Source organism: Arthrobacter sp. MA-N2 (genome assembly GCF_000517125.1).
Classification (GTDB): domain Bacteria; phylum Actinomycetota; class Actinomycetes; order Actinomycetales; family Micrococcaceae; genus Arthrobacter; species Arthrobacter methylotrophus.
This window is the reverse complement of record NZ_KI912155.1, coordinates 3280863-3304800: the sequence shown is the minus strand read 5'-3', so window position 1 is coordinate 3304800 and position 23938 is coordinate 3280863. Positions and strand designations below refer to the sequence as shown.

29 protein-coding genes are annotated in these 23938 nt (G+C 62.9%); 10 read left to right on the top strand and 19 right to left on the bottom strand.

The genetic code is table 11. The features are described from left to right. Positions 1-268: 268 nt before the first annotated feature. Positions 269-952, bottom strand: a complete 684-nt coding sequence (locus A3M3_RS0116210) for a hypothetical protein (protein WP_028267208.1) — start codon at positions 950-952, stop codon at positions 269-271. Positions 953-1167: 215 nt separating this feature from the next. Here A3M3_RS0116210 and A3M3_RS0116205 point away from each other — a divergent pair, with 215 nt between their 5' ends. The 4 genes from A3M3_RS0116205 to A3M3_RS0116190 all read left to right on the top strand — a co-directional run bounded on the left by A3M3_RS0116205 (position 1168) and on the right by A3M3_RS0116190 (position 3393). Then, positions 1168-1560 (top strand): nuclear transport factor 2 family protein, encoded by a 393-nt coding sequence (locus A3M3_RS0116205; protein WP_028267207.1) that lies wholly within the window; start codon positions 1168-1170, stop codon positions 1558-1560. A 48-nt stretch (positions 1561-1608) separates the two neighbouring features. Then, a complete protein-coding gene (locus tag A3M3_RS0116200) occupies positions 1609-1905 on the top strand; it encodes a hypothetical protein (protein WP_028267206.1) in 297 nt (98 codons plus the stop codon). 109 nt (positions 1906-2014) lie between these two features. After that, positions 2015-3028: an isopenicillin N synthase family dioxygenase gene (locus tag A3M3_RS0116195; protein ID WP_028267205.1), complete on the top strand. Its 1014-nt coding sequence runs from the start codon at positions 2015-2017 to the stop codon at positions 3026-3028. Positions 3029-3066: 38 nt separating this feature from the next. Then, on the top strand, positions 3067-3393 hold the full coding sequence (locus A3M3_RS0116190) for a hypothetical protein (protein WP_028267204.1): 327 nt from the start codon (positions 3067-3069) through the stop codon (positions 3391-3393). Here the strand turns inward: A3M3_RS0116190 and fdxA are convergent. From fdxA to A3M3_RS0116150, 8 genes are all read right to left on the bottom strand, one after another. Further along, positions 3390-3704: a ferredoxin gene (fdxA, locus tag A3M3_RS0116185; protein ID WP_028267203.1), complete on the bottom strand. Its 315-nt coding sequence runs from the start codon at positions 3702-3704 to the stop codon at positions 3390-3392. The two genes, A3M3_RS0116190 and fdxA, sit on opposite strands and share 4 nt — an antisense overlap. 6 nt (positions 3705-3710) lie before the next feature. Next, the gene (locus A3M3_RS0116180) at positions 3711-5186 is read right to left on the bottom strand and encodes an aldehyde dehydrogenase family protein (RefSeq protein WP_028267202.1); all 1476 of its coding nucleotides are present in this window, start codon (positions 5184-5186) and stop codon (positions 3711-3713) included. A 61-nt stretch (positions 5187-5247) separates the two neighbouring features. Then, positions 5248-6033: an SDR family oxidoreductase gene (locus tag A3M3_RS0116175; protein ID WP_028267201.1), complete on the bottom strand. Its 786-nt coding sequence runs from the start codon at positions 6031-6033 to the stop codon at positions 5248-5250. Beyond that, complete coding sequence (locus A3M3_RS0116170; protein ID WP_028267200.1) at positions 6033-6959, bottom strand: dihydrodipicolinate synthase family protein; 927 nt, start codon at positions 6957-6959, stop codon at positions 6033-6035. Before A3M3_RS0116170 ends, A3M3_RS0116175 begins: the two co-directional genes overlap by 1 nt. Before the next feature lie 57 nt (positions 6960-7016). Then, positions 7017-7838, bottom strand: a complete 822-nt coding sequence (locus tag A3M3_RS0116165) for an enoyl-CoA hydratase-related protein (RefSeq protein WP_442853108.1) — start codon at positions 7836-7838, stop codon at positions 7017-7019. Further along, positions 7835-9085 carry a CaiB/BaiF CoA transferase family protein gene (locus A3M3_RS0116160; RefSeq protein ID WP_028267198.1) on the bottom strand — a complete coding sequence of 417 codons (1251 nt, stop codon included), beginning with the start codon at positions 9083-9085 and terminating at the stop codon, positions 7835-7837. The genes A3M3_RS0116165 and A3M3_RS0116160 overlap by 4 nt, the downstream gene beginning before the upstream one ends. Further along, positions 9082-10464 carry an FAD-dependent oxidoreductase gene (locus A3M3_RS0116155; protein ID WP_028267197.1) on the bottom strand — a complete coding sequence of 461 codons (1383 nt, stop codon included), beginning with the start codon at positions 10462-10464 and terminating at the stop codon, positions 9082-9084. Before A3M3_RS0116155 ends, A3M3_RS0116160 begins: the two co-directional genes overlap by 4 nt. Positions 10465-10690: 226 nt before the next feature. Then, positions 10691-11299, bottom strand: coding sequence for a helix-turn-helix domain-containing protein (locus A3M3_RS0116150; protein ID WP_028267196.1), 609 nt, complete (start codon positions 11297-11299; stop codon positions 10691-10693). A gap of 453 nt (positions 11300-11752) precedes the next feature. Here A3M3_RS0116150 and A3M3_RS0116140 point away from each other — a divergent pair, with 453 nt between their 5' ends. Both A3M3_RS0116140 and A3M3_RS25545 read left to right on the top strand, forming a co-directional pair. Then, positions 11753-13057: an MFS transporter gene (locus A3M3_RS0116140; RefSeq protein ID WP_028267195.1), complete on the top strand. Its 1305-nt coding sequence runs from the start codon at positions 11753-11755 to the stop codon at positions 13055-13057. 51 nt (positions 13058-13108) lie between these two features. Further along, on the top strand, positions 13109-13561 hold the full coding sequence (locus A3M3_RS25545; protein WP_197023277.1) for a hypothetical protein: 453 nt from the start codon (positions 13109-13111) through the stop codon (positions 13559-13561). Positions 13562-13617: 56 nt separating this feature from the next. Here A3M3_RS25545 and A3M3_RS25540 read toward each other — a convergent pair whose 3' ends face one another. Beyond that, entirely contained in the window at positions 13618-13971 is a 354-nt protein-coding gene (locus A3M3_RS25540) for a YegP family protein (RefSeq protein WP_035741912.1), read from the bottom strand. Positions 13972-14191: 220 nt separating this feature from the next. Between A3M3_RS25540 and A3M3_RS0116125 the strand changes: the two genes are divergently transcribed. Together A3M3_RS0116125 and A3M3_RS29395 are read left to right on the top strand one after the other, a co-directional pair. Continuing rightward, a complete protein-coding gene (locus A3M3_RS0116125; RefSeq protein ID WP_028267194.1) occupies positions 14192-14449 on the top strand; it encodes a DUF6458 family protein in 258 nt (85 codons plus the stop codon). Beyond that, positions 14427-15029 (top strand): GNAT family N-acetyltransferase, encoded by a 603-nt coding sequence (locus A3M3_RS29395; protein ID WP_331280373.1) that lies wholly within the window; start codon positions 14427-14429, stop codon positions 15027-15029. Before A3M3_RS0116125 ends, A3M3_RS29395 begins: the two co-directional genes overlap by 23 nt. Positions 15030-15142: 113 nt before the next feature. Here A3M3_RS29395 and A3M3_RS29030 read toward each other — a convergent pair whose 3' ends face one another. The 3 genes from A3M3_RS29030 to A3M3_RS0116105 all read right to left on the bottom strand — a co-directional run bounded on the left by A3M3_RS29030 (position 15143) and on the right by A3M3_RS0116105 (position 17660). After that, entirely contained in the window at positions 15143-15295 is a 153-nt protein-coding gene (locus tag A3M3_RS29030) for a toxin-antitoxin system toxin subunit (protein ID WP_231497287.1), read from the bottom strand. 84 nt (positions 15296-15379) lie between these two features. Further along, positions 15380-15640 (bottom strand): ribbon-helix-helix protein, CopG family, encoded by a 261-nt coding sequence (locus A3M3_RS0116110; RefSeq protein ID WP_028267193.1) that lies wholly within the window; start codon positions 15638-15640, stop codon positions 15380-15382. Between the two features lie 448 nt (positions 15641-16088). Continuing rightward, entirely contained in the window at positions 16089-17660 is a 1572-nt protein-coding gene (locus A3M3_RS0116105; RefSeq protein WP_155854403.1) for a LamG-like jellyroll fold domain-containing protein, read from the bottom strand. Positions 17661-18167: 507 nt separating this feature from the next. Between A3M3_RS0116105 and A3M3_RS25525 the strand changes: the two genes are divergently transcribed. Beyond that, a complete protein-coding gene (locus tag A3M3_RS25525; protein ID WP_197023275.1) occupies positions 18168-18677 on the top strand; it encodes a recombinase family protein in 510 nt (169 codons plus the stop codon). After that, a complete protein-coding gene (locus tag A3M3_RS29025; protein WP_028267191.1) occupies positions 18592-19011 on the top strand; it encodes a recombinase family protein in 420 nt (139 codons plus the stop codon). The genes A3M3_RS25525 and A3M3_RS29025 overlap by 86 nt, the downstream gene beginning before the upstream one ends. Before the next feature lie 104 nt (positions 19012-19115). On the opposite strand, the gene A3M3_RS27585 is transcribed toward A3M3_RS29025, so the two are convergent. From A3M3_RS27585 to A3M3_RS25510, 6 genes are all read right to left on the bottom strand, one after another. Next, positions 19116-19427 (bottom strand): YegP family protein, encoded by a 312-nt coding sequence (locus A3M3_RS27585; RefSeq protein ID WP_331280372.1) that lies wholly within the window; start codon positions 19425-19427, stop codon positions 19116-19118. A gap of 222 nt (positions 19428-19649) precedes the next feature. Further along, a complete protein-coding gene (locus A3M3_RS0116085; protein ID WP_051423231.1) occupies positions 19650-19898 on the bottom strand; it encodes a hypothetical protein in 249 nt (82 codons plus the stop codon). A 388-nt stretch (positions 19899-20286) separates the two neighbouring features. Next, positions 20287-22179: a transketolase gene (locus A3M3_RS0116075; protein ID WP_035741908.1), complete on the bottom strand. Its 1893-nt coding sequence runs from the start codon at positions 22177-22179 to the stop codon at positions 20287-20289. Between the two features lie 44 nt (positions 22180-22223). Then, a complete protein-coding gene (locus A3M3_RS0116070; RefSeq protein WP_028267187.1) occupies positions 22224-22571 on the bottom strand; it encodes a hypothetical protein in 348 nt (115 codons plus the stop codon). Between the two features lie 27 nt (positions 22572-22598). Beyond that, complete coding sequence (locus tag A3M3_RS0116065) at positions 22599-22865, bottom strand: GlsB/YeaQ/YmgE family stress response membrane protein (RefSeq protein ID WP_028267186.1); 267 nt, start codon at positions 22863-22865, stop codon at positions 22599-22601. A 322-nt stretch (positions 22866-23187) separates the two neighbouring features. Next, positions 23188-23931, bottom strand: coding sequence for an SRPBCC family protein (locus A3M3_RS25510; protein WP_081736923.1), 744 nt, complete (start codon positions 23929-23931; stop codon positions 23188-23190). Positions 23932-23938 lie beyond the last annotated feature (7 nt).

The following is a 23938-nucleotide window of genomic DNA, read 5'->3' as shown; positions in this document are numbered from 1 at the left end:
AACCTTGACGTCAGGTTCGCTCCGTCGGAAACTGAGCATAGGAGGCGCGCCGTGGGCAATTTACCGTGGATATTCGTGCTGCTCGTCCCATCTCTGGGCTTCTTCGTCTTCCTGATCTATGCAAATATTCGCTTGGCAGCCAGACGGAAAGCTCTTGGGCTCCCCCCTCTCGGACTGACTCCACGTCGTTCCAAGTCTCGGCATAGGAAACATCACAAGTACGTGATCATTCATCGGGTCAAACACTGAGAACGCTCATCCACGTGTGTCAGCTTTGGTGGAAGTCCGGAGCTTTCGGAGCGTTGAGCATCCCGGCGATCTTCTCTTCCAGCGCCGCGATGGTCGCTTCAGGGAGGACAATCAACCCATCCAATTCGCGGCGGGCCCGCTTGTAGGCTATCTGCCGCTCTGCCGACGTCGCGGCGCTGTCCGAAGCGATCCTGAGGAGCTTCCTGGCGGTTTCGAGCCGCTGACGCTCGGGTACCGAAAAATTGCTGTCCTTGATGCGCTTGGCTTCGCGCTCTGCCACGTCGAATGCCAGTTCGAAGCTGCGGACGGCCGCACGATACTCCGCCAACCGGGCCGCCGTCGTGATTTCTCCCGGGTCCGCGGGGCGCAAGCCGTCCGCCTCGCGCTTTGCTCGCAAGAAGGCCACCGTGAGCGGCTCGCGCACATCCGACATGACCGGAAAGTCGATGAGTTTTCCGATGTCAAGCTCGTATTCGAGCCATCGCTGGTTCACTGCGTCGTGAGCCTTCTGCAGCCGCAGCACCTCGGCATGGCTGGCCTGCTCCGCCTCCGCCGCGTGGTTCTTGAGCCGATAGAGCTCTACCCGACGGCGGTGCCGGCGTTCACTGGCTCTCGACCAGGAACGGGCCCATCCGCCAGCTAGACCGCTCAAGGGAAAGACCAGCCACCAGTTGTGGCTGACAAACTCGAAGAAGGGGTTCACCGCTTCATCGTCCCACCGGTCCGGAGCTGCCTCAAGGGGCGCCCGTGCCCATGGCATTTGAGGTTGAGCCGTGCCATGGTTGCAGCATGGAACGGCAGCCAACGTGCCCGGGCGTGGTTGGTTATGAAGTACTTCCCCCATCGACACGCCCCCGGCCCGGGAATAGCCTTAAGCCGTCCCATTTGACCGACAAGGATGACGGAGAGGTATCCGACATGGGAGCTACAGAAAACGCCGAATTAGTCCGGCGTGGGTATGAGGCGTTCAATGCAGGGGATATGGCGGGACTCAGCGAATTGTTCGCCGAGGACGCAGTCTGGTATGCCGCGGGTAACGGCGTACTTTCCGGGACGAAGCAAGGACGCGACGCCGTCTTGTCCTACTTCGGCGAGCTGGGAGCGCGGTCCCAAGGATCCTTCAAAGCGACCCTGCAAGACGTCGTCGGTGGAGAAGACCACACAGCAGGGATCCAGCAAAGCCACGCCGAGAACAATGGAAAGACCCTCGACCTGGCCACCACAATCGTCTTCGTCCTCCGGGATGGAAAGGTCGTCGAAGGCCGGGAGTTCTTCGAAGACACAGCCAAGTCGGACGAGTTCTGGACTTGATTCCTCGCAAGTAAACACCAACAAATCCACACCATCCAAGGAGTACTAATGGAAGCCGCCCCATTCGGAGTCGTACATTTCTTCCCAGGAGGAACCAAGGAGCAATACGAGGCCTCAATCGCTGCCGTCCACCCAGGAGAAGGGCTCCTGCCTGACGGACAGACCTTCCATGCCGCAGGCCCTTCGGCCGGTGGCTGGACGATCATGGCCGTACATGAGTCGAAAGAGAGTTGGGAGAAGTTCCGCGATGAGATTCTCATGCCCCGCATGCAGGCGGGCATCGAGGGTGGATTCGCATCGCCCCCGGAGGAAACCGGCGTCGACCTCTACAAGGTCCTGCCCTAACGGTATGGGAGGCCCCCGTTGCGCTCCGGCGGGCGGCCTCCCAAACAACCGGTCTGAAACAACGGCCACAGGCGCCCACTTGCGGGGCTCGATGAAAGGACTGATTGCATTGGCACTCGATACATTGCCAGTACTCGATTTCGCACGTTTAAATGCTGGACCGGACGAGGCCGCCGGGTTCCGCGAGGAGCTGCGCGATGCCATGCATGAGGTCGGGTTTGTCTACTTGTCAGGCCACGGCATCCCGCAGGAGTTGACGGACGCCATTCTCGACGTGTCGCGCCGCTTCTTTGAGCTGCCGGAAGAAGAAAAACTCGCTATCGAGAATGTCCACAGCCCCCAGTTCCGCGGCTACACCCGCGTTGGCGGCGAGCTCACGGACGGCGGGATCGACTGGCGCGAGCAAATCGACATCGGCGTCGAGCGTGACACTGTTGAGCAGGGCCCGGGCGTCGCGGACTATTGGCGTCTGGAGGGGCCCAACCTCTGGCCGTCGGCCCTGCCGGAAATGCGGCAGATTGTCTCGGAATGGACCGAAAGACTGAGCAGCATCTCGCTAGCCTTGCTGCGGGCCCTCGCAGTATCCCTCGGAGCGCCCGAGGACACGTTCGATGCGGCATTCGCCGCACGGGCGTTCCCCATGCTCAAGATCGTGCGATACCCGGGGGAGTCCGACCCGGAGCCCAAGCAGGGTGTCGGGTCGCACCGGGACGGGGGAGTGCTGACGCTTCTCCTGGTCGAGCCCGGCAAGGGCGGCCTTCAAGTCGAGTACCAGGGAAAGTGGATTGACGCGCCGCAAGTGCCGGGAACATTCGTCGTCAACATCGGCGAGATGCTGGAACTGGCCACGAACGGCTACCTCAAAGCGACCCTCCACCGAGTGATCTCACCCCTTCGAGGCACAGACAGGATATCCCTGCCCTTCTTCTACAACCCCGCCCTCGACGCGACCATGCCGCAGCTTGCCGTGAGCCCGGCGTTCCAAGCCAAGGCCCGCGGTTTGTCGGTCGACCCGACGAACAGCCCGATCCTGGAAACCTACGGGGACAACGCCCTCCGCTACCGGCTTCGGGCCCACCCGAACGTAGTGGAGGAACACCACGCGGACCTGCTGGCGAGCTGACGGCGTCAACTCAACATGCCCGGGCGGATAATGGGGACATGGACTTCGAGCTGCTCACCATCCAGGGGTGCCCGCATGGATCTGCGGCCCGGGAGCTGTTTTCCCAGGCTGCGGAACTGGAAGGAACAGATCCTGCCGTGATTGCGGTCAGGGAGATCACGAGCGATGAAGAAGCCGCCGCGTCCGGTTTCCGCGGATCTCCATCCTTCACCATGGACGGAATCGACCTCTTCGAGTCGACGGCGGCACCTGCACTGACGTGTCGCGTCTACCGCACGGACGGCGCCCTCACCGGCTTGCCCGGCCTGGAATCGCTTCGGCAAGCCATCCGCGCAAGGCTGGCCGCGCAGGGCGCGCCTGGCTAAGCGACTTGTGCCTCCGTAATGACCGGGTGGTCCCGCCCGAGGTTCCCGAGCGCCGCTGCCCCCTGCGGCGAGCCGATGTCCTCGAAGAACTCCACGTTGGCCCGGACGTAGTCGGACCACTCGTCCGGGACGTCGTCGGAATAGTAGATCGCCTCGACCGGGCAGACGGGATCGCAAGCACCGCAATCCACGCACTCTGACGGGTGGATGTACAGCGAGCGTTCGCCTTCGTAGATGCAATCCACAGGGCATTCGTCGATGCAGGCTTTGTCCTTGACGTCGACGCAGGGCTGCGCGATCACGTAGGTCATGGCGCACTACACACCCGTGTAGACGGTCTTGCCCCAGGTAAAGAAGTCCAGTGCGGACCTGCCCTGTTCGCGGAAGGTGTTGGTGGAGGAGTCCTTCACTCCACCGAACGGCACGTTGAGGTCCAGGCCCGCCGTGGGACGGTTGACCTTGATGACCCCTGCCTGGGCCCGCGCGGCGAAGTCCGTGGCCGAGGCCAAGGAATCGGTGCAGATGCCTGCGGTGAGGCCGTAGCGGGAATCGTTGATCGCGGCGAGGCCAGCCTCGTAGCCGGCAACCTCCAGGACCGCAACCACAGGGCCGAAGATTTCCTCGGTGACGGCAGCGTCGTCGAACTGAAGGTCGGTGAGTACAGCGGCCGGGAAGAAGAGCGCCCCGGAGGACTCGCCGTCGTACTCTCCGTGCAGGAGGGTGGCGCCGCGTTCGACGGCGGTGCGCACCGCGGCCTGGTCCTGCTCGAACTGCTGGCTGCTCACCACGGCGCCCATCTTGGCGCCGTCGAGCCCGTCACCGGCGGTGTACTTGGCCGCCTCGGCGACGAGCGCGTCGAGGAACGCGTCGCGGATCCCTGGCGTGACATAGACGCGGGACGTCGCCGTGCATGCCTGGCCGGTGAGTCCGAACGCGCCGGCCGCTACTACCGCAGCGGCCTTGTGCGGATCGGCGTCGTCGAGGACCAGCACACCGTTCTTGCCGCCCATCTCCAGTTGGACACGCGCACGGCGGCCGTTCAGGATTTCCTGGAGGCCGAGCCCCACCGTGGTGGAACCGGTGAAGGACAGGCCGGCGATGCGTGGATCGCGGGCCAATGCGTCACCGACCACGCGACCTTTGCCGTGGACCACGTTGAATACTCCGGCGGGGAGCCCGGCATCCTGGAGGGCGTGGGCAAGATGGGTCGCGGAGAGCGGAGTGAGTTCGGCCGGCTTGATGACCACGGCGTTGCCGCTGATGAGCGCAGGGGCCGCCTTCCATGCCGGGATGGCAATGGGGAAGTTCCACGGCGTGATGAGCCCGACCACGCCGAGCGGTTCGCGCCGAGTGGTGATGGTCGTGTCCGGCAGGCCGCTGGGAAGTACCTCGCCGCTGGCGGACCACCCGAGGGAACCGAAAAAGCGCAGCACGTCCGAGGCGCGTTTGACCTCTCCCATGGCTTCGGCGAGGGTCTTGCCTTCCTCCCGGACGAGGTCTTCGGCAATAGCGCTTTGGCGCTCCGCGAGAAGGTTGCCTGCAGTCATGAGGATGGCGCCACGGGCAGGGGCGGGCAGGGCAGCCCAAGCCGGCTGGGCGGCGGCAGCGGCTGTGACGGCCGCGTCGACATCGTCCGCGGTACCTCGCGGGGAGAGCGCAGCCAGTTCGTCGGGGCGGGCGGGATTGATGCGCTGGATCTCGGGCTCGCCGGACCATTCTCCGTTTATCAGATGCTGCGCTATCGCTACGTCCCGGTGGGTGGAGGTTGCGGTTTCGGTGGCGGTGTAAGTCATTGGTAGTCCTTTGGCTTGGCGGTTTGCATTGGAAAAGGGGCTGTCTGCTTGGAAGCCATGTTTAGAGGCTCCGGATCAGGCCGCCGTCGCAACGCAGTGCGACCCCGGTGATGTACGACGCGGGGGCGCTGCAGAGGAAGGCTCCGGCGGCGCCGAATTCCTCCGGTTCTCCATAGCGCCGGGCAGGGATGGTCTTGCGGGATTCGAGTTGGATTTCCTCCGGCGTGGTGCCGCGGCGTTTTGCTGCGGCCCGGTCCAGTTCGGCGACGCGGTCCGTGGCGATCCGTCCGGGCAAGAGCATGTTGACGGTGACGGCGTCGAGGGCCACTTCTGCCGCGAGAGTTTTGAGGTAACCGCTCAACGCCGCACGGCCGGTGTTGGAGACGGCGAGGTTGGGCAGGGGGGCCACGATTCCGCTGGATCCGATGGCCAGGATGCGTCCCCAGCGCCGCTCACGCATGCCCGGCAGGATTTTCGAGACGAGCGCATGGTGCGGTTTCACGAGCAGTTCGAACGCTGCAGCGATGTCCTCGGCTCCCAAGCTGGCGGCTGCCCCGGGCTTGGGGCCGGGACCGTTGAGCACGAGGATGTCGATGGGTCCGAGCATGTCCACAGCGCGTTCGACGGCGGCGGACACGCCGCCCGGGGTGCCGAGGTCCGCCTCGACAGCCACGGCGGTCTGGCCGTCAGCCTGGAGCTCGGCCGCGATCTTTTCTGCCAGTTCGCCGCGGCGGCCGGTGATGGCAACCCGGACGCCCTCGGCCGCGAGGCCACGGGCGACCGCGAGTCCCAGGCCTCCGGTGGAGGCCGCGACGAATGCGGTCTTTCCGCTGATTCCGAGATCCATCAGACCCTTTCTGAGGTGGTGGGGACGGGGAAGGCTTCCAAGGCACGGGCAGCTTCAGCCAGGTGCGTCAGCATTCCTTGCCGCAACACGCTGGGGAAAGGCGCCGCAGGCGGCCGGGCCGCGGAATCCTTGATGAGCCCCCGTTCGCAGAAGCACTCCTTCCGGATGGCCAGGGCGATCCGGGCCTGCTGCTCGAAGTTGATAAGCGGCAGGTAAGGCAGAAGCGCGTCCCGGGCGGCGTCGTAGCCGCTGGATTGCCATGCGCGGACGCACGCCACCAGCGCTTCGGGGTACGAGAACCCCGTCATGGCGCCGGCGGCGCCGGCCACCAGTTCGTCCAACAGTCCTTGACCACCCAATCCGCCGAAGACTGAAACCTCGACGGCGGCCGTCAACTGGGCGATCGCCACGCTGGTCGGTGGGGCTTCAGCCTTGACCGCGACGACGAACCTGCAGGTCTGGACGATGTAGATCAGTGCTTCCGTGCTGATGCTGACTCCGCTGGCCACGGGGTAGTCCTGGAGGACCACCTTGGCGCCCGTGGATTGGTGGATGGCGTTCAAGTGCGCGATGACCACCTCCGGCCGCGCCGAATTGGCCTGCACCATGACTGCCGCGAGCCGGTCTCCGGTCACGGCCTGGGCAGCGCGGATTTCCTCGATGGCGGCTCCGGTGAAGAGCGAGGTCACGCCCACCACGAGGGGCAATCGGGTTTCCTCGACCACCACTTCCAGTGCCAGGCTGCGCTCCGCTGCGGTCAGGGCGGCAGCTTCACCGAAGACACCCAAGACAGTCAGCCCCGTGGCGCCGATGGTTTCATAGTGCTCCACCAACCGGGCCAGGCTGTCGGTATCCAGATCGAGGGTGCTGCCCTGGAATGGTGTGGCGACGACGCCCCACACTCCGGGTGCTAGTGATTCCCGCATTGGATTGTCCTTCCGTTCGTTCTGAAATTCGGTGCCTTGCAGCGGTTCGTGCTGCATCTAGCGGCCCGGCCAGACTGGTGGGCGCTTTTCCTGGAAGGCGCGCACACCTTCGGCGGAGTCTTCGCTGTCCAGTGCGGCCATGAGGGCCGGCAGCCTGAGGCCGCGGGCTTCCGCGGCAGTGAGATGGCTGGTCCTGCTGACCATTTGCTTGACAGCCCGGACGGAGCTGGGCGCACAGGCGAGGATCTGGTCCACCCAGCGCTGCACCGCGGCGTCGAGCTCGTCTGCGGGAACCACCTCGTTGACGAGGCCCATCGCCTCCATCTCGGCGGCGTCCGCCTTGCGGCCTGTGAGGAGCATGCCCATCGCTTGGGTGTAAGGGACACGGCGCACCAGTTGGTGGATGCCGCCGTCGAGCGCCAGGCGCCCGACGCGTGGTTCGGTGAGGCCGAAGCGGGCCGTGTCCGCGGCCACGACGATGTCGGCGCCGAGCACCATCTCCATCCCGCCGCCGAGCGCATAGCCGTTCACCCGGGCGATGACAGGCACGTCGAGACTGGTGCGCAGGCTCAGCCCGCCGAAGCCGTTGGGGTCGAGCTCGGCCCAGTACTGCAGGCCTGTCTTGTCCACCGCAGAGGCGGACATGTCCGCCCCGACGCAGAACGCCCGCGTGCCGGCGCCCGTGATGACGACGGCGCGCACATCAGGATCGGCTTCGATCCGGTTCCAGATCCCGTTGAGCCGGGACTGGGCGCTGCCGTCCACGGCGTTGAGCACGTGCTGGCGATCGATGACCACCGTGGCCACATGGTTCTCGATGGTCAGGGTGACCTGGTCAACCATTTCCTGTCCCGGCCTCTCCTTGGTGGAAACAGTCACCGGAGTACCCCCAACTTCTGCAGGCGTTCGATGGTTTCGGCGTCGAAGCCGTTCTCCAGCAGGACCTCCACATTGTGCTCGCCGAGCCGCGGCGCCACGCGCCTGACGGTGGGCGGCGTGGCAGAGAGACGGATGGGCGCGTTGAGCATCTTCACCGTGCCGACGCCCGGGTGCTCTGCTTCGACGATCATGCCGTTGGCCTCGGTCTGTGCATCGGCCAGGGCCTGTTCCAGAGTGTGGACGGGCGCGTTGAGCAGGCCTTGGCTTTCCAGCTGGTTGGTCCAGTACTCGGTGGTGTTCGCAGCGATGCGCTCCCGGAAAATCGCCTGCAGGGCCGGCTTGTGCTTGAACTGCTGTTCCAGGTTGGCGAACTCGGGCCGCTGGGTAAGGTCTTCGTCCAGGCCCAACGCTTCGGAAATCCGAGCCAGCGGGTCGGGGGTGAAGCCGCCGACCATGCAGACGGCGCCGTCGGTGGTTTCAAAGACGCCGCTCAACGGCATGGCGCCCCAGTTGACTTCGTATCCGCGGTTGAGCTGCATGCAGGCCTCCTGCATCTGCAGGTGGAGCATCGAGTCGTACATCGTCACCTCGACTTTCTGCCCGACACCGGATGCCTCCCGGGCGCGCAGTGCCAGCAGGATGCCCTGCATGAGGTGCATGCCCGTGATGTAGTCGCACAGCGTGGTGGGGTAGATGGAAGGCTTCATGTCGTCCGACTCGCGCCGCCACATCACCCCCGAGTACGCTTGCGCGATTGCGTCCTGGCCACCCTTGTGCGAATAGGGACCAACCGGGCCGAAGCCCGTGCCGGAGGCCCAGATGATCCCCGGGTTCTCCGCCTTGAGTTCCTCGTAACCGAAGCCCATCCGTTCCATCACTCCGGAGCGGAAATTGCTGACCACCACGTCGGCGTCGGCCATGACCCGGCGGAGGACTGCCTTGCCCTCGTCGGTGCGGGTGTCCACGGAAACGCTGCGCTTGTTGCGGTTGATGGAAAGGAAGATCGGGTTGTCCTGGCCGTCCTTGTCCGGGAAGGAGTTGCGCGAGATGTCGCCGGCGCCCGGACGTTCCACCTTGATGATGTCCGCGCCGTAGTCGCCCAGCAGCTGGGTGCAGGACGGTCCCATGAACACCTGCGTGAAATCGACGATCTTGATGCCGTCGAGCGGGAGCGGGACTCCGGAGGGCTTTCCAGCGGCGCCGGGCACCGCCGTCGTGCTCTGCAGTTCATCGATGATGGTGCTCATGCTCCCACCACCGCTTCGGCGTCGACGGTAGCGTTCGACGACGGGACGTCGCCCGGGTCGGCGCCGTGCCGGCGCATGCCCTGCTGGATGTCCTGCGCGGACACCTCGCGGACGAGGGTACCGTTCTGGACCGCCAGCGCGGCGGCGACGCCCACTGCCTGGCCCATGGCCATGCAGGGCGGGATCTCCCGGGACATTTTCTGGGCCTCGGGGGTAGCCGAGTAGTGGCGGCCGGCGACGAGCAGCTGGTCCACTTCCTTGGGAAGCAGCGAACGGTACGGGTAGTAGTAGTCACGGCCGCGGGCCACGGTGTCCGCGAAGTGGCGGCGGGAGGTGACATCCTCCTTCGTCATGACGTACTCGCCCTCGAGCAGGCGGGTCTGGCGGACGCCCATCTGGGACGCGACGTCGAGCATGTAGCAGTTCTCGAAGCCCGGCAGGTGCGCACGCACGTATTCCACGGCCTCGGTGATCCGGTCCCGTGCGGCGAACTCGGCGGCGGTCATGTCCGCAGGGTCCACGCCGTCGTATCCGGTCATGTGGGGAGCGTTGCACCAGACCACGCCGTCGATGGGTGTCTTGAGCCACCACAGTTCCCAGGCACCGCCGAGGAGCCGCTTAATGGTGCGGTTGATGGCGCGTGCTTCCTTCGGGTTGGCCTGTTCGAAAGCTTCCGCGGCTGCAGTGTCTACGTTGCCGAGGCGGAAGACGAGGGTGGTGAGGTAGCTGTCCTTGATGTGGCTGGCGCCGGCACGGGAGGCGACGTCGATGTCGCCGGTTGTGTCGATGACGATGTCCGCCGTGAAGGCTTGCGGCCCGGACTTGGTTTCGCAGATCACGCCCTTGATGACACCGTTGTCCACGATCGGGCGGGAGAACCAGGAGTGGAGGCGGAGGTTGACGCCGGCTTCGCGGACGAGGTCGTTGGAGACTCGCTTCCAGCCGTCCGGGTCGAACGCCGCGGCATAGCAGATGGGCTTGGGGGTCGTGTGGGAGTGGAAATCGAAGGTGCCGTAACGGCCCCACTTGTTCCAGAGTTCCTCGGAGGTTTTGCGGTCATCTGCCGGCGGAACGATCGCCAGGCCGAGCTTCTGCAGGCGTTCCACGTACTCGGAAACGATGCCGGTAACCGTGATTTCCTGGCCGTTGATCATGTCATCGAGAACCAGGACCATGCCCCCGGAGGCCAGGCCGCCGAGGGAAGAGTAGCGCTCCAGGAGGGTGACGGATGCGCCGGACCGTGCTGCGGTGACCGCGGCGGCCACGCCGGCGGGCCCACCGCCGACCACGAGCACATCGGAGCGGGAGATGACGGGCGCGGTGAGATCCGCCGTCGTCGTACTGAGTTCCAGTGACGATGTGGTGGCAAAGGGGTTCATGGTGGAGGATCCTTACTTCCCGGCGGGCATGCCGTTGGAACGGTTGCCGGGGTGTAGACGAGGTGCTCAGGAGGAGCTCGCGGCGGTGCACGCAGCGAACCAGCCTGGCGGAGGGCATGACGAGTAGAGGTCCCCGGGGACCTGGACACGGAAATGGAGATGTTTGCGAACGGACGTCCAAGGGTCCGTGCGTGTATGGGATCGAGCGGCAGTTAGCGCCGGCTGATCACCACACGTGTGGGGCGTTGACCCAGATCGCTACGCATACCTCTTCGTAGCTGTTTTTGTACCAGTGCGGCGTATCCGACGAGAAAGTAATCGAATCGCCCGCTTCTAGCGTGTAGCACTCACCGTCGAGGAATATGTCTTTCTTTCCCGAGAGGATGATGCCGAATTCTTCGCCGCTGTGGCGAAAAGGGGTGGCGCTGGTGTCGTGGCCTGGCGGACTCACGATCCATTGTGCTTCCAAGGCACCGTTCAGATCCGGAGTCAGGAGCTCGTAAACTGCCTCTCCCACGGATTTTTTGGTGACGCCTTTGAGGTTTCGACGTTCGGACTTGCGGACAACCGGTGACCTGGTCTCTTCCTGGCCGAGGAAGAACTTCCCTACGGGAATGTCCAGGCCGTGAGCTAGTTGTGCCAAAGTGGTAAACGACGGGTTGGCTATTCCCCGCTCGATCTGGCTGACGATCGCCGGGCTGAGCCCGGTGATCTCCGAGAGTTTGGACAAGGTCATCCCCTTGTCCTTGCGCATGGTCCGGACCTTGTTGCCGACAGTTGCAAGAAGTGCGCTCGTGCCGGCAGGTGAGGATGCGGTAATGATCTCGTTTGCCATGATCCAGCTTTCTCTCGGTGAGCTGACTCACATAACTATAGTGAAAAATTTTAGCGAATCAAGCATTGACCTGATGAAAATTTTCAATATAGTTATGTGAGTCGCATCACTTGGGGAAGTTTGCAACACGATCAGGGACGCGGGCGCTTCAGCCTTCTGGCGGAAGGCCCAGCCCAGCCCCACGTCCACCCTCGTGTTTCCCCTGCTGATCCTGCGGCATCCAAGCAAGCCATCCACGCTACCTATTACCGGACTGGATGTCCCCGTTTGCTTCAAAGCGCTACGAAGAGGCACGCGTAGCTATCTGGGCTAACTCGCTTCCCATGAGGTGAGCTGGTTCGGCTACGCCGAACCGGGCCAAAATGATAGTTTCGATCACCGTCCATACCCCCTGGATGTCAACGGTGATCCGTACCCTCACGCACCGCGAAGGTGCGGAGGAAGGAAAGAATCATGACTGACACTGTCGTCAAGAATGGCCCGGAGAGTGCCCGGAAAACCCGGCTCTCTCCGCAAATCCGCCGCGGGCTGCTGGGCCTCGGACTCGGGAACACCCTTGAGTGGTACGACTGGATGGTCTTCGGACTCCTGTCGGCCTTCATCGGGCCAAAGTTCTTCCCCTCGCAGGACCCCACCGCCGCAACCCTTAACGCCCTGGCGGTCTTCGCAGTCGGCTTCGCATTCCGTCCGCTGGGCGGCGTCCTGCTCGGTACTTTCGCCGACAGAATCGGCCGTCGAAAAGTGATGCTCTGGTCCATCATGATGATGGCAATCACCACGCTGATCATCGCCCTGTGTCCGACGTACCAGCAGATCGGCGGCGCTGCCGGCGTCACCCTCCTGGTCTGCCGGATCGTACAGGGCATCTCGACCGGTGTTGAAGCTCCGCTTTCCACCGCACACGCCGTCGAACTGGTTCCCGTGGGACGCGAAGGCTTCGTCGCAGGCATCATCTCCTTCTTCGTCAACTCGGGAATTCTCCTCGCTTCGCTGGTCAGCTACCTGTGCAGCTTGATGCTGAGCGGTGCTGTTATGGCCGACTGGGGTTGGCGTGTTCCCTTCATCGTGGGGGCAATCTTCGGTTTCATCGTGGTCTACCTTCGCCGGACCCTTCCGGAAACCATGCGGCCCGAGGAGCTTGCCGAGAACTCCTCGAAAGCTGTTTGGGGCGGGGTGCGCAAGCATTGGCTGAGCGTGCTGGCCATCACCTTCGTCGTTGGGGCGGCGCAAGCCTACAACTACGCCTGGAATACGGGACTGCCCACCGCGGCCCGCAGTGGCTTCAAAGAAGACGCGACCGCGGTCTTCGCCCTCACCACCATTCTTGGCGTGGTGCTGGTTGTCGGCAGCCTGGTGGTCGGCAAATTCGCCGATGGCAAGTCGATTTCCAAGTGGTTCCTGATCACCCGCGCCCTGTCCATTCCGTCGGTCTTTCTTATGCTGATGTACTTCCGTCCGGGCATCGGCGGATTCGCCGCGGTCCTCCTGGGCGGCTCGGTCGTCCTGGTGCTGAACATGACCCTGTACAACGTCGTGACCAGTTCCCTGATGCCCAAATCCTGCCGCGGCGCCGGGACTTCCCTCGGTTACGGAATCGGCGTCGCGATCTTCGGTGGCACGGCCTCTTACCTTCTAGTCTGGCTCCAGTCCATGAATGCATCCTGGATCTTCCCGGTTTACGTCGCAGTGCTGTCCGTATTGAGCATCGTGTTCTACCTGCTGGCACGTCGGAAGAGCGGCATCTTCATTGGAAGCTAGGAATGCGCCCGGATACGTTCGGCCCAGACCATTGTGGTTCCGGAGGTGCCCGTGATCTCGTTTGACCTTAGTCCGTCCGATGTGGAGCTCTACACCGCGGCCCGTCAACTGCTCCTTACGGCCCATCACGGCGAGAACCATCGTGTAGCCGCTGCCATGCGGGGCGCCTCAGGGGCGATCTACCTTGGCCTTCATGTCGGTTCCAAACGAATCAACGTGTGCGCCGAATCCAGCGCCCTCGCCAACGCCCGCATTGCACAGGAATCCTCCATCAAGTCGACCGTTGCGGTCAGCATGGACGAACGCGGCGAGCCCCAGGTGACCAATCCTTGTGGCGTTTGCCGGGAGCTGCTTCGGAACTATGGGGCCCAGGCGACTGTCCTGGTTGATGCCGGGGGAGAAGTGGGAAGCGTCAACCTGGAGGAACTCCTGCCGTATCCCTGGATGCGGGCCACTGAGACCGAATGGACCACCCAGCCGCCGGAAGCCATGAAGACCTACTAAGCGAGACGGAAATGGCCGGAACTCTTTTGAGTCCCGGCCATTTCCGAAGTTCGCCACTATTTGACGCCGCTATTTGACCAGTTCAGCCATCGCTTGGACGTCAGCGCTTTGTGGCCACGCTTACGAACGATGGAGGTGCGGCCCAGCCAATTCCGGACCCGGATCGGCTCTGCCTCGGCAGGGGCTGGCGCGGAGATTCCCGGTACCGGTCCGGATGCCGCCCGCTGGTTCGAACACAAGTCCGTGATCAGACCCATTCCCGCGCATGCCCGCACTTCGCGGATTCCCAGCACTGCATCGCGCTTGGTCTCAAACTCCTTCGAGACCGCCATGACAGTCCCGTCGGCTGCCTTCAACCGGAACCTGTAGCGTTCCCGGGCATCGACAAACAATTCAAACTTACCTGCCATTCATTGACCTCCCCAATAGACGTTTGGTCCTTAATGGACCGTACCCGGCGGTCACGAAAATGCAAAGCACCCTTAGTATTTTTAGTGGCGTGCCGCGCAGATGCCGGATTCCGCGGCTTGTGGTTGCCGTATGTGGTGACGCCGTGTAACTTTGGCGATGCCAAGTAACCTTAGTAATACCCGCCACCGCCGGGTCCGCGGTTCAGCAGGAGGTACAGCAGTGGGTATCGGATCATCCATCTTTCTTATCGCCATAGGCGCAATTCTGGCCTTCGCCATCCCCGGGGATGTCGTTTCATTCATTGACCTCCACATGGTCGGCTACATCCTCATGGTCGTCGGCGTCATCGGCCTGATCGTTTCGCTCTTCGTTTTCGGCCCGCGCCGGACCCGCCGGATCAGCGAAAGCCGCTCCACTGTAGACCCGGTCACGGGGGACCGCATCGTGACCCGGGATACCCGCGACGGCGGAATCTAGCAAGAGCAACAGACTGGCTCAACCCCAGCACGGCAAACAAACACACCATTGCTGTCCGGGCCGCCCGCGGGGGACCATCGAGCATGACAAAATATCTCATCTCCTTCCCGAGCGAAGCCATGGTGCTCACCGACGAGTACGACCCGGCAACCTAACTGCCCTTGGCTCCGGCGCCGATGTCCCAAGAAGGGAATGCTGGCCCGGCATCAGCCGCCTTGTTGCCGCTGATGCCGCGGCAGGATTCCCCTTTGGGTTATTTGCTGGCGAGGCCCTTGTCGGCAGATTCAACTTGGCCGGCATCGTGCGTGGACCTTTCCAAAGCGCAGGTCTAGGTTACTGGGTGGATGACGCTTACGCGGGCCGTGGTCCGGCATCCGCTGGCGTCCAGATAATCGTCGAAGCGGCACGAGACGTACTTGGGCTGCACAGCACAGAGGCGAGCGCTCTCCTGCACGATGCTGGTTCGCAATGGGTGCTGTGGAAGGCAGGCTTTCGGCAGATCGGGATGGCTCCGCGGTACTTGAAAATAGCCGGGAAATGGCAAGACCACAACCTATACCAAGCTGTCCTCCACGAATAAGACCCTGACCTGCCGCCAACAAACGTCCGGCGGTATATACGGCACCTCCCATTCCGTTTGAGGATCGGTGGGCGCACAACCGGAAGCGGTGTCGATGCTTTGGCGAGATAGTGCTAGCCGAGCATCCCGAGGTATTGGGGGCGGCATTTCATCGCGTGGATGAGTTCTTCGCTACCGTCGTCCCAGACGAGCACCACGAGTTCCAGCAGCCGGCCGTGGGTGTCAAAGCCGAGGCGGAGGAACCTGCGCGGGTCGTCATCGTCCACGGGGGACTGATACCAGCGGCCAGGTCGCCGCCTCGATCCCGTCAGTGGAGCTGATCCCGTGTTTGTGTGCGGAGCGGCGGACGATCACGCCGCGTGCGACCAAGCAGCCAGGGCAGCGCGGATCGCCTCGGACCGGTTGAGGTGCTCGCGCTCGGCCCGTGCCATCACCGCTGCAAGCTCCTCGACCGTCAGCCGTACGGGAATGACCTGAGACGCCTCCGCGCCCCGGGCAGGGCGCCCCATCCTCGCCTTCAGCTCTTCAAGGTCGTAACCGGCTTCGGCTTCCTCGACCCACCCATCGGTCTCGGCCTCCGAGACCTCCCGTCCGTGCATCGTGCGTTCCATGCAGACAATCGTATTACGAATTCTCCTGGTGGCCAGGGGAGGTGACCGTTGTTCGTAAGGGGATCCCTCACCGGACGGACCGATATCATCGAAGGCCATTCGCCTCGTATGGCGAGGGTTTCGATGCCCATGGTTTTCGACGTGATGAATAGGCTGCTCAGTTCATCGCGGCGATAGTTCCAGCTGTAACCCTAAGGAGTCGCACAATCCTTTTGGCGGCACGGGGAACGTGAAGAAATCGAGGGCTGCTCGCCTGGCCGATTGGCAGCGCCCTGTTCGACGTCGGACGCAGCAGTTTCTGGGGGCGTCCTGGAAGGCATCGAGTCGGAAATGAAACTAAACGTCGAGTTCCATGTGGCGGGCCATCTCTTGGGCTATCTAGCTGCTGCGTAAGTGTCGTTTAGGAAGGGTCATGACTTGCTTACGCAGCGATAGACGCAGCCTTCGTCTATTTCAGGATTCCCTGGGTGGTGGGGGTGAACTGTCGCTGAGCGGAAGTGAATTGGTCGGAGGTAAGGATGCCTTGGGTAATGACCGGGTTGAGGATTTGACCGCTGAAACCCTCGCCGAGACGCACCGGCTGGGTCGTGGAGGGAAGATGGCTTGCGGGAGCTGCGGCCGTAACCCAGGTGCCGGCGAAGCCAGCTGAGCTGACCGTTACGCGAAGTTGCTTGTTACCTTTGTCATAAGCCGCCGATAGGAAGAACCATTGGTTGGCTACCACACCGAACGGGTCGACGACTTGTTCGAGGGTGTTGCTCGTCGTCAAGGTATCCATTTCGAGCTTTCCGTCGGGATTCAACCGGACGGCTAGCCCAGGATCTCCGGTATCGGCGATCTGGGTGATCAATGACTGGGTGGTGGTCCCGCCCGGCGCCGGATTGGTAGCGCAGAACCACCCGGAAACGCTGAAGCTCTCCGCCGTATTCACGGCAGGCGCCAGCGTCTCGCCGAACTGGCCGGGAGCTCCGTTGAGTTGAAGCGCATCTATCGTCGTGCTTCCGGGGTAACCTGTGCTCGCGTCTCCCTGACACGACGCCGTGGCATAGGGCGTACCGTTGGCCTGGGTCGCTACGGGAACCCAGCTTCCGCCGCTCGGCGCCGTGATCGGCAACACGGTCGACGGAACCGGGATGCTATTGGCCACCCTAAACTGGTAAGTCGTCGGATAACTGACGTTACCTGCATAATCGAACGCCCAGACACTGATAGTGGTGGTGTAGTCGATTGGCCCCACCGTCGCGGTCGCCTTCCGCCCATCAGACGGACAAACCACCACCCAAGCTGCGACCCGCGGAGTTTCGCAACTGAGATTGACTGGCATTGAGCTAGGTGCGTTCGCATTCGTGACCGCGTACGCGAAACCCCGTGCCGGATACGTACCGGGCTCGCTGATGGTGAACTCATATTGGCCGACTCCGACAGTTCCTCCCCCGTTGACCGTGCCGGTATCCGTTCCGGGGATGGTCGTAATGCTCGCGGGTGGGGTGAGAACCGGCTTTTCGGGCGGCATGAGTTTCCCCATGAAGTAGCCGGAGACGTCGGCAATCAGTTGGGTCGTCCCGGACGAACGGTTGAACAGGGACACCTTCCCGTTAGCACCCACCGGCACTGTCACCGAATTGGCCACTGTCTGACCCACACCAAAATTCACATTCGACGCATTCGGCCGGGCCGTTCCGGAAGCAAACGCACTCACAAACCCAAATGACTGCGAGCCCGTCACGGTCAGGTTGAACACTACCGCCGACACGTTCGCAGGAATCCCGGACACCCCGCCCACCTGGAAGGACACCGCGGAATCAGGACCAGCAGGCGAACCCCCACGGGTATCCAAGGCACGGAACGGCGGCAGGGAGACAAAGGTTCCAGGATCCACCGGTTCGGTCGGACCGAGCAATGGCACGGAGTTGGACCTATTCCGGATAACGCCGGCTGAGGCCGGAGCAGCCGAAACCCAGACAGACACCAACAATGCCAGCAGAACAGTGAAGACAGCCGTGAACTTTGTTCCACGCACGTGCAAGGAGACCCCCAAACCCCGACGGCACGGCCACCGTCATTTCGCGACAATCTATCAGAGCAGGAGGAAGGACGTCGCGCCCAAGCGAGCCGCACAGGACGTCATCGCTCCTCAATCCGCAGCTGCGAAAGTGTCGTCTCGGCGCCGCGACACTTCGAAACCGAAGTGTAAGCCTGCGACTTCACGGCGATGCGGTTGCTGCCCGACTCGGATAATCGGCTCCATGAGAACAACCTGGGAGCTGATTAGACCCATGGCCCTCGATCAGGGGCGTCCGTAAGCCGGTCGTTCAGCGGCGCAAGAGCTACGCATAATTTTTGGATCTCGATCACCGTATTTCCGCAGCCGGCCGATTCCCGTCGGACCCGCCCGAGAAAATGCCCGTTGACGGGGGGGGACAAATGGTACTTTCAACACCATGATCGGACTCCTCATCGGATACGCCCGCGTATCCACCAACGATCAAGACCTCACCGCCCAGAAAAGCGCCTGGTTGCTCTTGGGGTGATACCAGAGAAGGCGTTCACGGACCAAGGACTCACCGGCGCCGGTCGCGCCCGGCCGGGACTCAGGGAAGCGCTGGCAGCCTGCCGGGCCGGGGACACCCTGGTCGTGACCAAACGCGACCGACTGGCCCGGTCGCTGGGCGCTGCAAAGACATCGTTGACGAACTCACCCGCCGCGAGGTCAAGCTCAGCATCGGCTGCTCCGTCCAGGACCCCACCGATCCCTGTAGGCCGGCTCCTCTTCAACTTCAACGTCCTTGCCATGGTCGCCGAATTCGAAGCCGACCTGGTCCTGGCACGGACCCTGGAAGGCATGGCGGTCGCCAAGGGGAAAGGGCCGCCTTCGGGGGAAACAGCCCAAGCTTTCCAAAACACAGGAAGCCCACCCGGTCTCCGTTCACCGAGCAGGGACACACACGGCGGTGGAACTTGCCGAATTCTTCGCGATAGCGTGTTCAACCGTCTACCGTGCCATCAAACACGCAGGCGACACCGCAGGACCGCTTAGCCTGAAATTCCGTACCGATCCTCCTTGGACCCCGGGATACCTTGATCGTGGCGAAACTGGACACGCTGGCCCGATCAGCCACGGTGACCTCTCTATCGGCGGGCAAACCTACGACCTCACTGCTCCTTCCACCGGCAAGATGTTCTTCAACATCCTCGCTGCCTTCGCAGAATTCGAAGTGGACCTTCTGCGCAGGCGCACACGCGAGGGCACGGCCATTGCTGACGCCAAGGGAAAACTCCGCGCCCGCGCCCGCGACCCAGACTCAGCCCCAAGCAACAACAAGAACTCAAACGAACGAACGCAAACGGCAACTACACGATCACGGACATGACCATCAGGGGGATCCCCGGAGCTGTCCCATCCCTCACTTCACCGCTGGCCGCAGAGTCCGGGTTCAGGCCCGTGAGGCAAGTGAGGTCCCAACCTTGCTGTGCATCACGGGAAAACAGTGGAAGAATTGGGGCTGGACCAAAACGGCCGGCGGCGCATCTTGCCTGCTGAGACCCAGGTAAGTCCCCCAGTGCGCCGTCGGTCCTGAATTTCGCTCGGAAGGACGGTTGCGGCCGGTTCGCGTACGCCCGCGGCTGGGCAAAGGTCGGTGACCAGTCCCATGCCTGCACACTCGCGCGCAGCGGCGATGCCGGCGACCACTGCGGGCTTGTCCTTGAACGGCGTCGAAACAGCAATAACCATTCCGTCAGGTGATTTGAGGCGGAACCTGAATAAGGACTCCCCGTCAACAAACACTTCGAATATTCCGGCCACTGCTACCTCCCGGTCTGCGGATCCTGCTCCGTAGCGACTTCACTAGGAGCGGGACGGAGCATCACTGCATTCCTCGCCCGCTGCTCTGTTTGAACAACCACCGTGAATCGTTTTTCACATGATATTCAGTCTGTGCTGACTGCCTTGAGGCTAACAAGACCGCGTGAGTAAACCCTGTGTAAAACGTGTGCAACCCCAGGGGAGTCAGTTGCCACTGGCCCTGTTCATCAGGTGCTCGAGCAGTGCCAGTTCGGGGAATCCAGGGTGTCGGGCAATGCTGGACCGGAGTTTTGCCCGGAGATGTTCCCCGCTCGGCTCGGTTTCATTCAGGACTTCGTCAATAATGTCCTGAGCTTGCTCACGCAGGGCCGCCAGACTGTCGCTGTTGCCCCCGGCAACCAGAACCGGTTCCGGCTCGACGAGTGGGTCTTGAGATTCCAAAGGTTCCGACACTGCCAGCTCCCGATTTCCATTCCGGCAAGTCCCAGCTGAGTCCGGAATTCGCCCCCATTCACTATGATAGTAATGAGGGTGATCGGATTGTTCATGGCTTGAGCGACAGATGCCTGAATATGGCTTGGAAACGATGGTTTGTGACGCGAAAACTTTGGGGGACCGGAGCCTCCGGAGACGAAGATTCCATCCGGAATATCAGCCGCGGTCTTCTTCTCATGCCGGATCCCGCCACCTCCCTGATCAGGCAAATTGAGGGCCGGAAGCTCGCCAGCGGTGTTGAGTTCTCAGCCCGGCTTATCCGGCGGAGCTCGGTCGCGACCCCCAAAACGGCAAAAGTCTAGGTTCATTCACCCTACGCCGGGGCCGGCATTCGTGGCCTGCGCGGTCAGTCCATGAGCAGTCCACGGGCTGCGGCAACGATGTGGCGTGCGGAAATACCTGCTGCGTTCAGCAATTCCTTGGGTTCGCCGGAGCCCGGCAGTTCCCGGACTGCGAGCAGCGCAATGTGGAGCTTGGGAGTGTTCGCGCTTGCGAGAGCTTCAAGTACGGCCGAACCGATGCCGCCTTGAGCGTAGTGGTCTTCGGCAACAACAATCCGTCCCCCGGTTTCGAGGCAGGACTGCCGGACGGCGTCGACGTCGATCGGCTTGAGGGAGTACAGGTCGATAACGCGGGCCTTGATTCCCTCCTTGGCAAGTTCCCCGGCGGCTGAGAGACATTCGTGAAGGGTGACGCCGGCTCCGATGAGTGCCACTTGGTCGTCGGGGCTGGCACCGTGGACTTTGCACCCGCCGGGGGGGAACTGTTCGTCCGGCCCGTAGATGACGGGATAGGCTCCACGGGTAGCGCGCAGGTAGGAAATTCCTGGAATATCAGCCATGGCCCGGACGAGCTGGGCGGTGGACGGGGCATCGGCCGGATAAAGCACCGTGGAACCGTGGATTGCCCGCATGGCGGCGATGTCTTCGAGCGCCATTTGCGAAGGACCATCCTGCCCGATTTCCACTCCGGCATGCGTGCCGACGAGCCGGATGCTGACCTCTGACACTCCCGCCATGCGGATGAAGTCGTACGGCCGCGAAACCAGGAAGGCCGCGAAACTCGAGGCAAAGGCCACGTAGCCGCGGACCGAGAGGCCGACGGCGCCCGCGACGAGTTGCTGCTCGGCGATGAAGATTTCGAAATACCGTTCCGGGGCGGCCTCCTTGAATTCCCCGGCATGGGTCGAATTGCCTACCTCGCCATCCAGAACCACCACTTCGGGACGGGCGGCAAGCGCGGTCACGGCGGCCCCGAAGGCAGCCCTCGTGGCCACTTCGTCGCCGATCTTCCACTGGGGAAGCGTGACCGCGGCCCTGGCGTCCGGCGTGATCGCGGGGTCGGCGGCCTCCGGAAGACGTGTGGACACATGGAGGCTGGTTGGTCCGCCGAGCCCTGCGATGGCTTTCTCCGCCATGTCGGCCGGGAGGGCTTTTCCATGCCAACCGTTCTTATCTTCGATCTCGGGCACCCCTTTGCCCTTGATCGTCTTGGCCAGAATGACGGTCGGCTGATCGGAACCGTTGTGCGCCCGGCGCAGGGCGTCGTCGATCTGGCCAAGGTCATGACCGTCGATGATGAGGGCCTCGGCTCCGAACGCTTCCACCCGCCTGGCGTAACTCTCCATGTCCCACTGGAGTTCGGTAGGGCCGTCCTGGCCGAGCCTGTTGACGTCCACGACGGCGGTGAGGTTGCCGAGGTTGTAGTAGGCCGCCTTGTCGATGGCTTCCCAGATGGACCCTTCGGCGAGTTCGCTATCTCCGCACAACACCCAGGTGTGGAAGGGCAGCTTGTCCAGCGAGCGTCCTGCGAGGGCCACCCCGACCGCAACCGGCAATCCCTGCCCCAGGGAGCCGGTCGCCACGTCAACCCACGGCAGTAGCGGGGTCGGATGGCCCTGCAGCCGGGCACCGAACCGGCGATATGTGTTGAGCAGCTCATCTTCGTCGACTACGCCGACGGCCCGATACATCGAATACAGGAGCGGGGACGCGTGTCCCTTCGAGAATATGAGGTGGTCGTTGTTGGGTAACGACGGACGCTCCCAGTCGTAGCGCAGGTGCCGCATGAGGAGGACGGCCATGAGATCCGCGGCGGACAGGGAGGACGTGGGGTGGCCCGATTCGGCGCTGGTGCTGCACCGGATGGAGTCCACACGCAATTGCGCGGCAAGAGCCCGGATGAAATTGGCTTCTTCGGCCTCCAGGCTCGTGGAAGGTATTTTTCGCTCGTTTAACATGCCCGTCGCCTTTCGTGCGCCGCGGACTCTGCCGCGTTCACTGCTCAGTGCTCGTCCAACTGCTGGAGCAAATCTCCCAGGGCCCGGCGGATATCGTCATAGTCGTATTGACTGGCCCTGCTTTCGGCTGAAATAACAGCACACCGGTGAATGCGTTTGAAGTCCCCGTAGGGAAATTTGTAGTGGCCTTTCTGGCCTTCCGGATGTTCATCATCTATGCCGAGAAACCATGCCGAATATTCAGCGCTCCCCTTCCTATCAAGGAACTTGTTCTGGTCTTGAGTCGAGGGCGCGTGTTCGCTCCAATCGTCCCGGCTATCAAGGACAAACTTGCTGTCCTTGATGAGTTCCTTGGCATGATCGAATGCCTTCTTGTTGAGCTTCACGGCCATGGCGTTGGCTCCGTTTCGTGGAAAGGCCTATATCCGACGTCTCCTGCCGACGACAGCCCCGTAAATCAGGAGCACAATGATCGACCCGCCGATGGCAAGCAACCACGTCCGGAGCGAGAAGAATTCCTGCAGGCCGCCGCCGAAGATCAGACCCCCGATCCATCCGCCCAGTATGGCTCCTATGACGCCCAGGAGCATGGTGATCAATATTCCGCCGCCTTGCCTGCCGGGAATCAGCAGCTTGGCAATAGCTCCGGCGATCAGCCCAAGCAGCAGAAATCCAAAAAATCCCATCACTTTCTCGCTTCCTAGAAATTCACCAATTAGTGGTCCCGCCGATCCGCGGAAGGCTACCCCATCGTGAGCGGTGGTTCTCCCAGGGGGCGCGTAGGCCGGAAGGGAAGATCGGGGTCCGGGTTCGGGACGGGCGAAGGGCCCGGCTCAGGCAGGGGGACCGGTTCGGGGGTTCCGGGGCGGGGGCCCGGTTGGGGTTCCGGGCCCGGGGACGGGACGGGCGTCGGTCCCGGCTCCGGTAGGGGTACGGGCTCCGGAGTTGGTGCGGGGCCGGGTTCCCGGGTGGGGTCTGGTTCTCGCGTGGGATCGGGAGGGAATTCGCTCATGGTTTGCTCCCCGGATTGTCCCGCTCGTCGGCAGGGACCGCCGGTGGTTCCTCGGTAGTGTAGTCGCCCTGGATCTTTTCGACGGGAACCTCGGGGACGCTTTCCTTGCCGTAGTCGCCCTCGGTGTATTGGCCGACGCCCAGTTCCTCGCCTGTCGCCGAGGGGCCCCGCAGGGACGCCTCGACGTCGGCCGTGTTCGCGGCGGCGGGAGCGGTGAGATCGGGATCGACGGCTGGCAGTTCCGAGGGGGCGCCGACGCCGGACGCCTCGCCGCTGTCATCGACGTCGCCGCTTGTCACGGAGCCGCGCCAGGCGCCCGTTTCCCGGCCCCGCTCTTCGATGAATTTCTTGAACTTGTCCAGGTCGGCGGAAACCCGCAGATCGTCGATGCCGACAATCGAGCCGGCTTTTTCGGCGAAACTCTCGGGCTCCCACTCGATTTCCACGATAACGCGGGTGCGTGTTGCGCCAAGTGCTTCGAAGCGCACCGAGCCTGCGTTCCGGGGACCGTCGACGCTTGCCCAACTGACTAAGGAATCCGGAACCTGCTCCAAGACCTGGGCATTGAATTCGCGCTTGACGCCGCCGACGTTGGTGGAAAATTGCAACGCGGTTTCGTCGATCTGCTCTACGGCCTCGACGCCCTTCATGAATTCCGGGAAAGTTTCGAACTGCGTCCATTGGTTGTATGCCACAGATACAGGGACGTCCACGTCAATTGTCTGGTTAACGGTAGCCATCTTCATG

Excerpts from the sequence above, each read along its gene's own strand:
- A3M3_RS0116205 (WP_028267207.1), top strand. The coding sequence starts at position 1,168 with ATGGGAGCTACAGAAAACGCCGAATTAGTCCGGCGTGGGTATGAGGCG.
- A3M3_RS0116200 (WP_028267206.1), top strand. The coding sequence starts at position 1,609 with ATGGAAGCCGCCCCATTCGGAGTCGTACATTTCTTCCCAGGAGGAACC.
- A3M3_RS0116190 (WP_028267204.1), top strand. The coding sequence starts at position 3,067 with ATGGACTTCGAGCTGCTCACCATCCAGGGGTGCCCGCATGGATCTGCG.
- fdxA (WP_028267203.1), bottom strand. The coding sequence starts at position 3,704 with ATGACCTACGTGATCGCGCAGCCCTGCGTCGACGTCAAGGACAAAGCC.
- A3M3_RS0116180 (WP_028267202.1), bottom strand. The coding sequence starts at position 5,186 with ATGACTTACACCGCCACCGAAACCGCAACCTCCACCCACCGGGACGTA.
- A3M3_RS0116175 (WP_028267201.1), bottom strand. The coding sequence starts at position 6,033 with ATGGATCTCGGAATCAGCGGAAAGACCGCATTCGTCGCGGCCTCCACC.
- A3M3_RS0116170 (WP_028267200.1), bottom strand. The coding sequence starts at position 6,959 with ATGCGGGAATCACTAGCACCCGGAGTGTGGGGCGTCGTCGCCACACCA.
- A3M3_RS0116160 (WP_028267198.1), bottom strand. The coding sequence starts at position 9,085 with ATGAGCACCATCATCGATGAACTGCAGAGCACGACGGCGGTGCCCGGC.
- A3M3_RS0116155 (WP_028267197.1), bottom strand. The coding sequence starts at position 10,464 with ATGAACCCCTTTGCCACCACATCGTCACTGGAACTCAGTACGACGACG.
- A3M3_RS0116150 (WP_028267196.1), bottom strand. The coding sequence starts at position 11,299 with ATGGCAAACGAGATCATTACCGCATCCTCACCTGCCGGCACGAGCGCA.
- A3M3_RS0116140 (WP_028267195.1), top strand. The coding sequence starts at position 11,753 with ATGACTGACACTGTCGTCAAGAATGGCCCGGAGAGTGCCCGGAAAACC.
- A3M3_RS25540 (WP_035741912.1), bottom strand. The coding sequence starts at position 13,971 with ATGGCAGGTAAGTTTGAATTGTTTGTCGATGCCCGGGAACGCTACAGG.
- A3M3_RS0116110 (WP_028267193.1), bottom strand. The coding sequence starts at position 15,640 with ATGGAACGCACGATGCACGGACGGGAGGTCTCGGAGGCCGAGACCGAT.
- A3M3_RS0116075 (WP_035741908.1), bottom strand. The coding sequence starts at position 22,179 with ATGTTAAACGAGCGAAAAATACCTTCCACGAGCCTGGAGGCCGAAGAA.
- A3M3_RS0116070 (WP_028267187.1), bottom strand. The coding sequence starts at position 22,571 with ATGGCCGTGAAGCTCAACAAGAAGGCATTCGATCATGCCAAGGAACTC.
- A3M3_RS0116065 (WP_028267186.1), bottom strand. The coding sequence starts at position 22,865 with ATGGGATTTTTTGGATTTCTGCTGCTTGGGCTGATCGCCGGAGCTATT.
- A3M3_RS25510 (WP_081736923.1), bottom strand. The coding sequence starts at position 23,931 with ATGGCTACCGTTAACCAGACAATTGACGTGGACGTCCCTGTATCTGTG.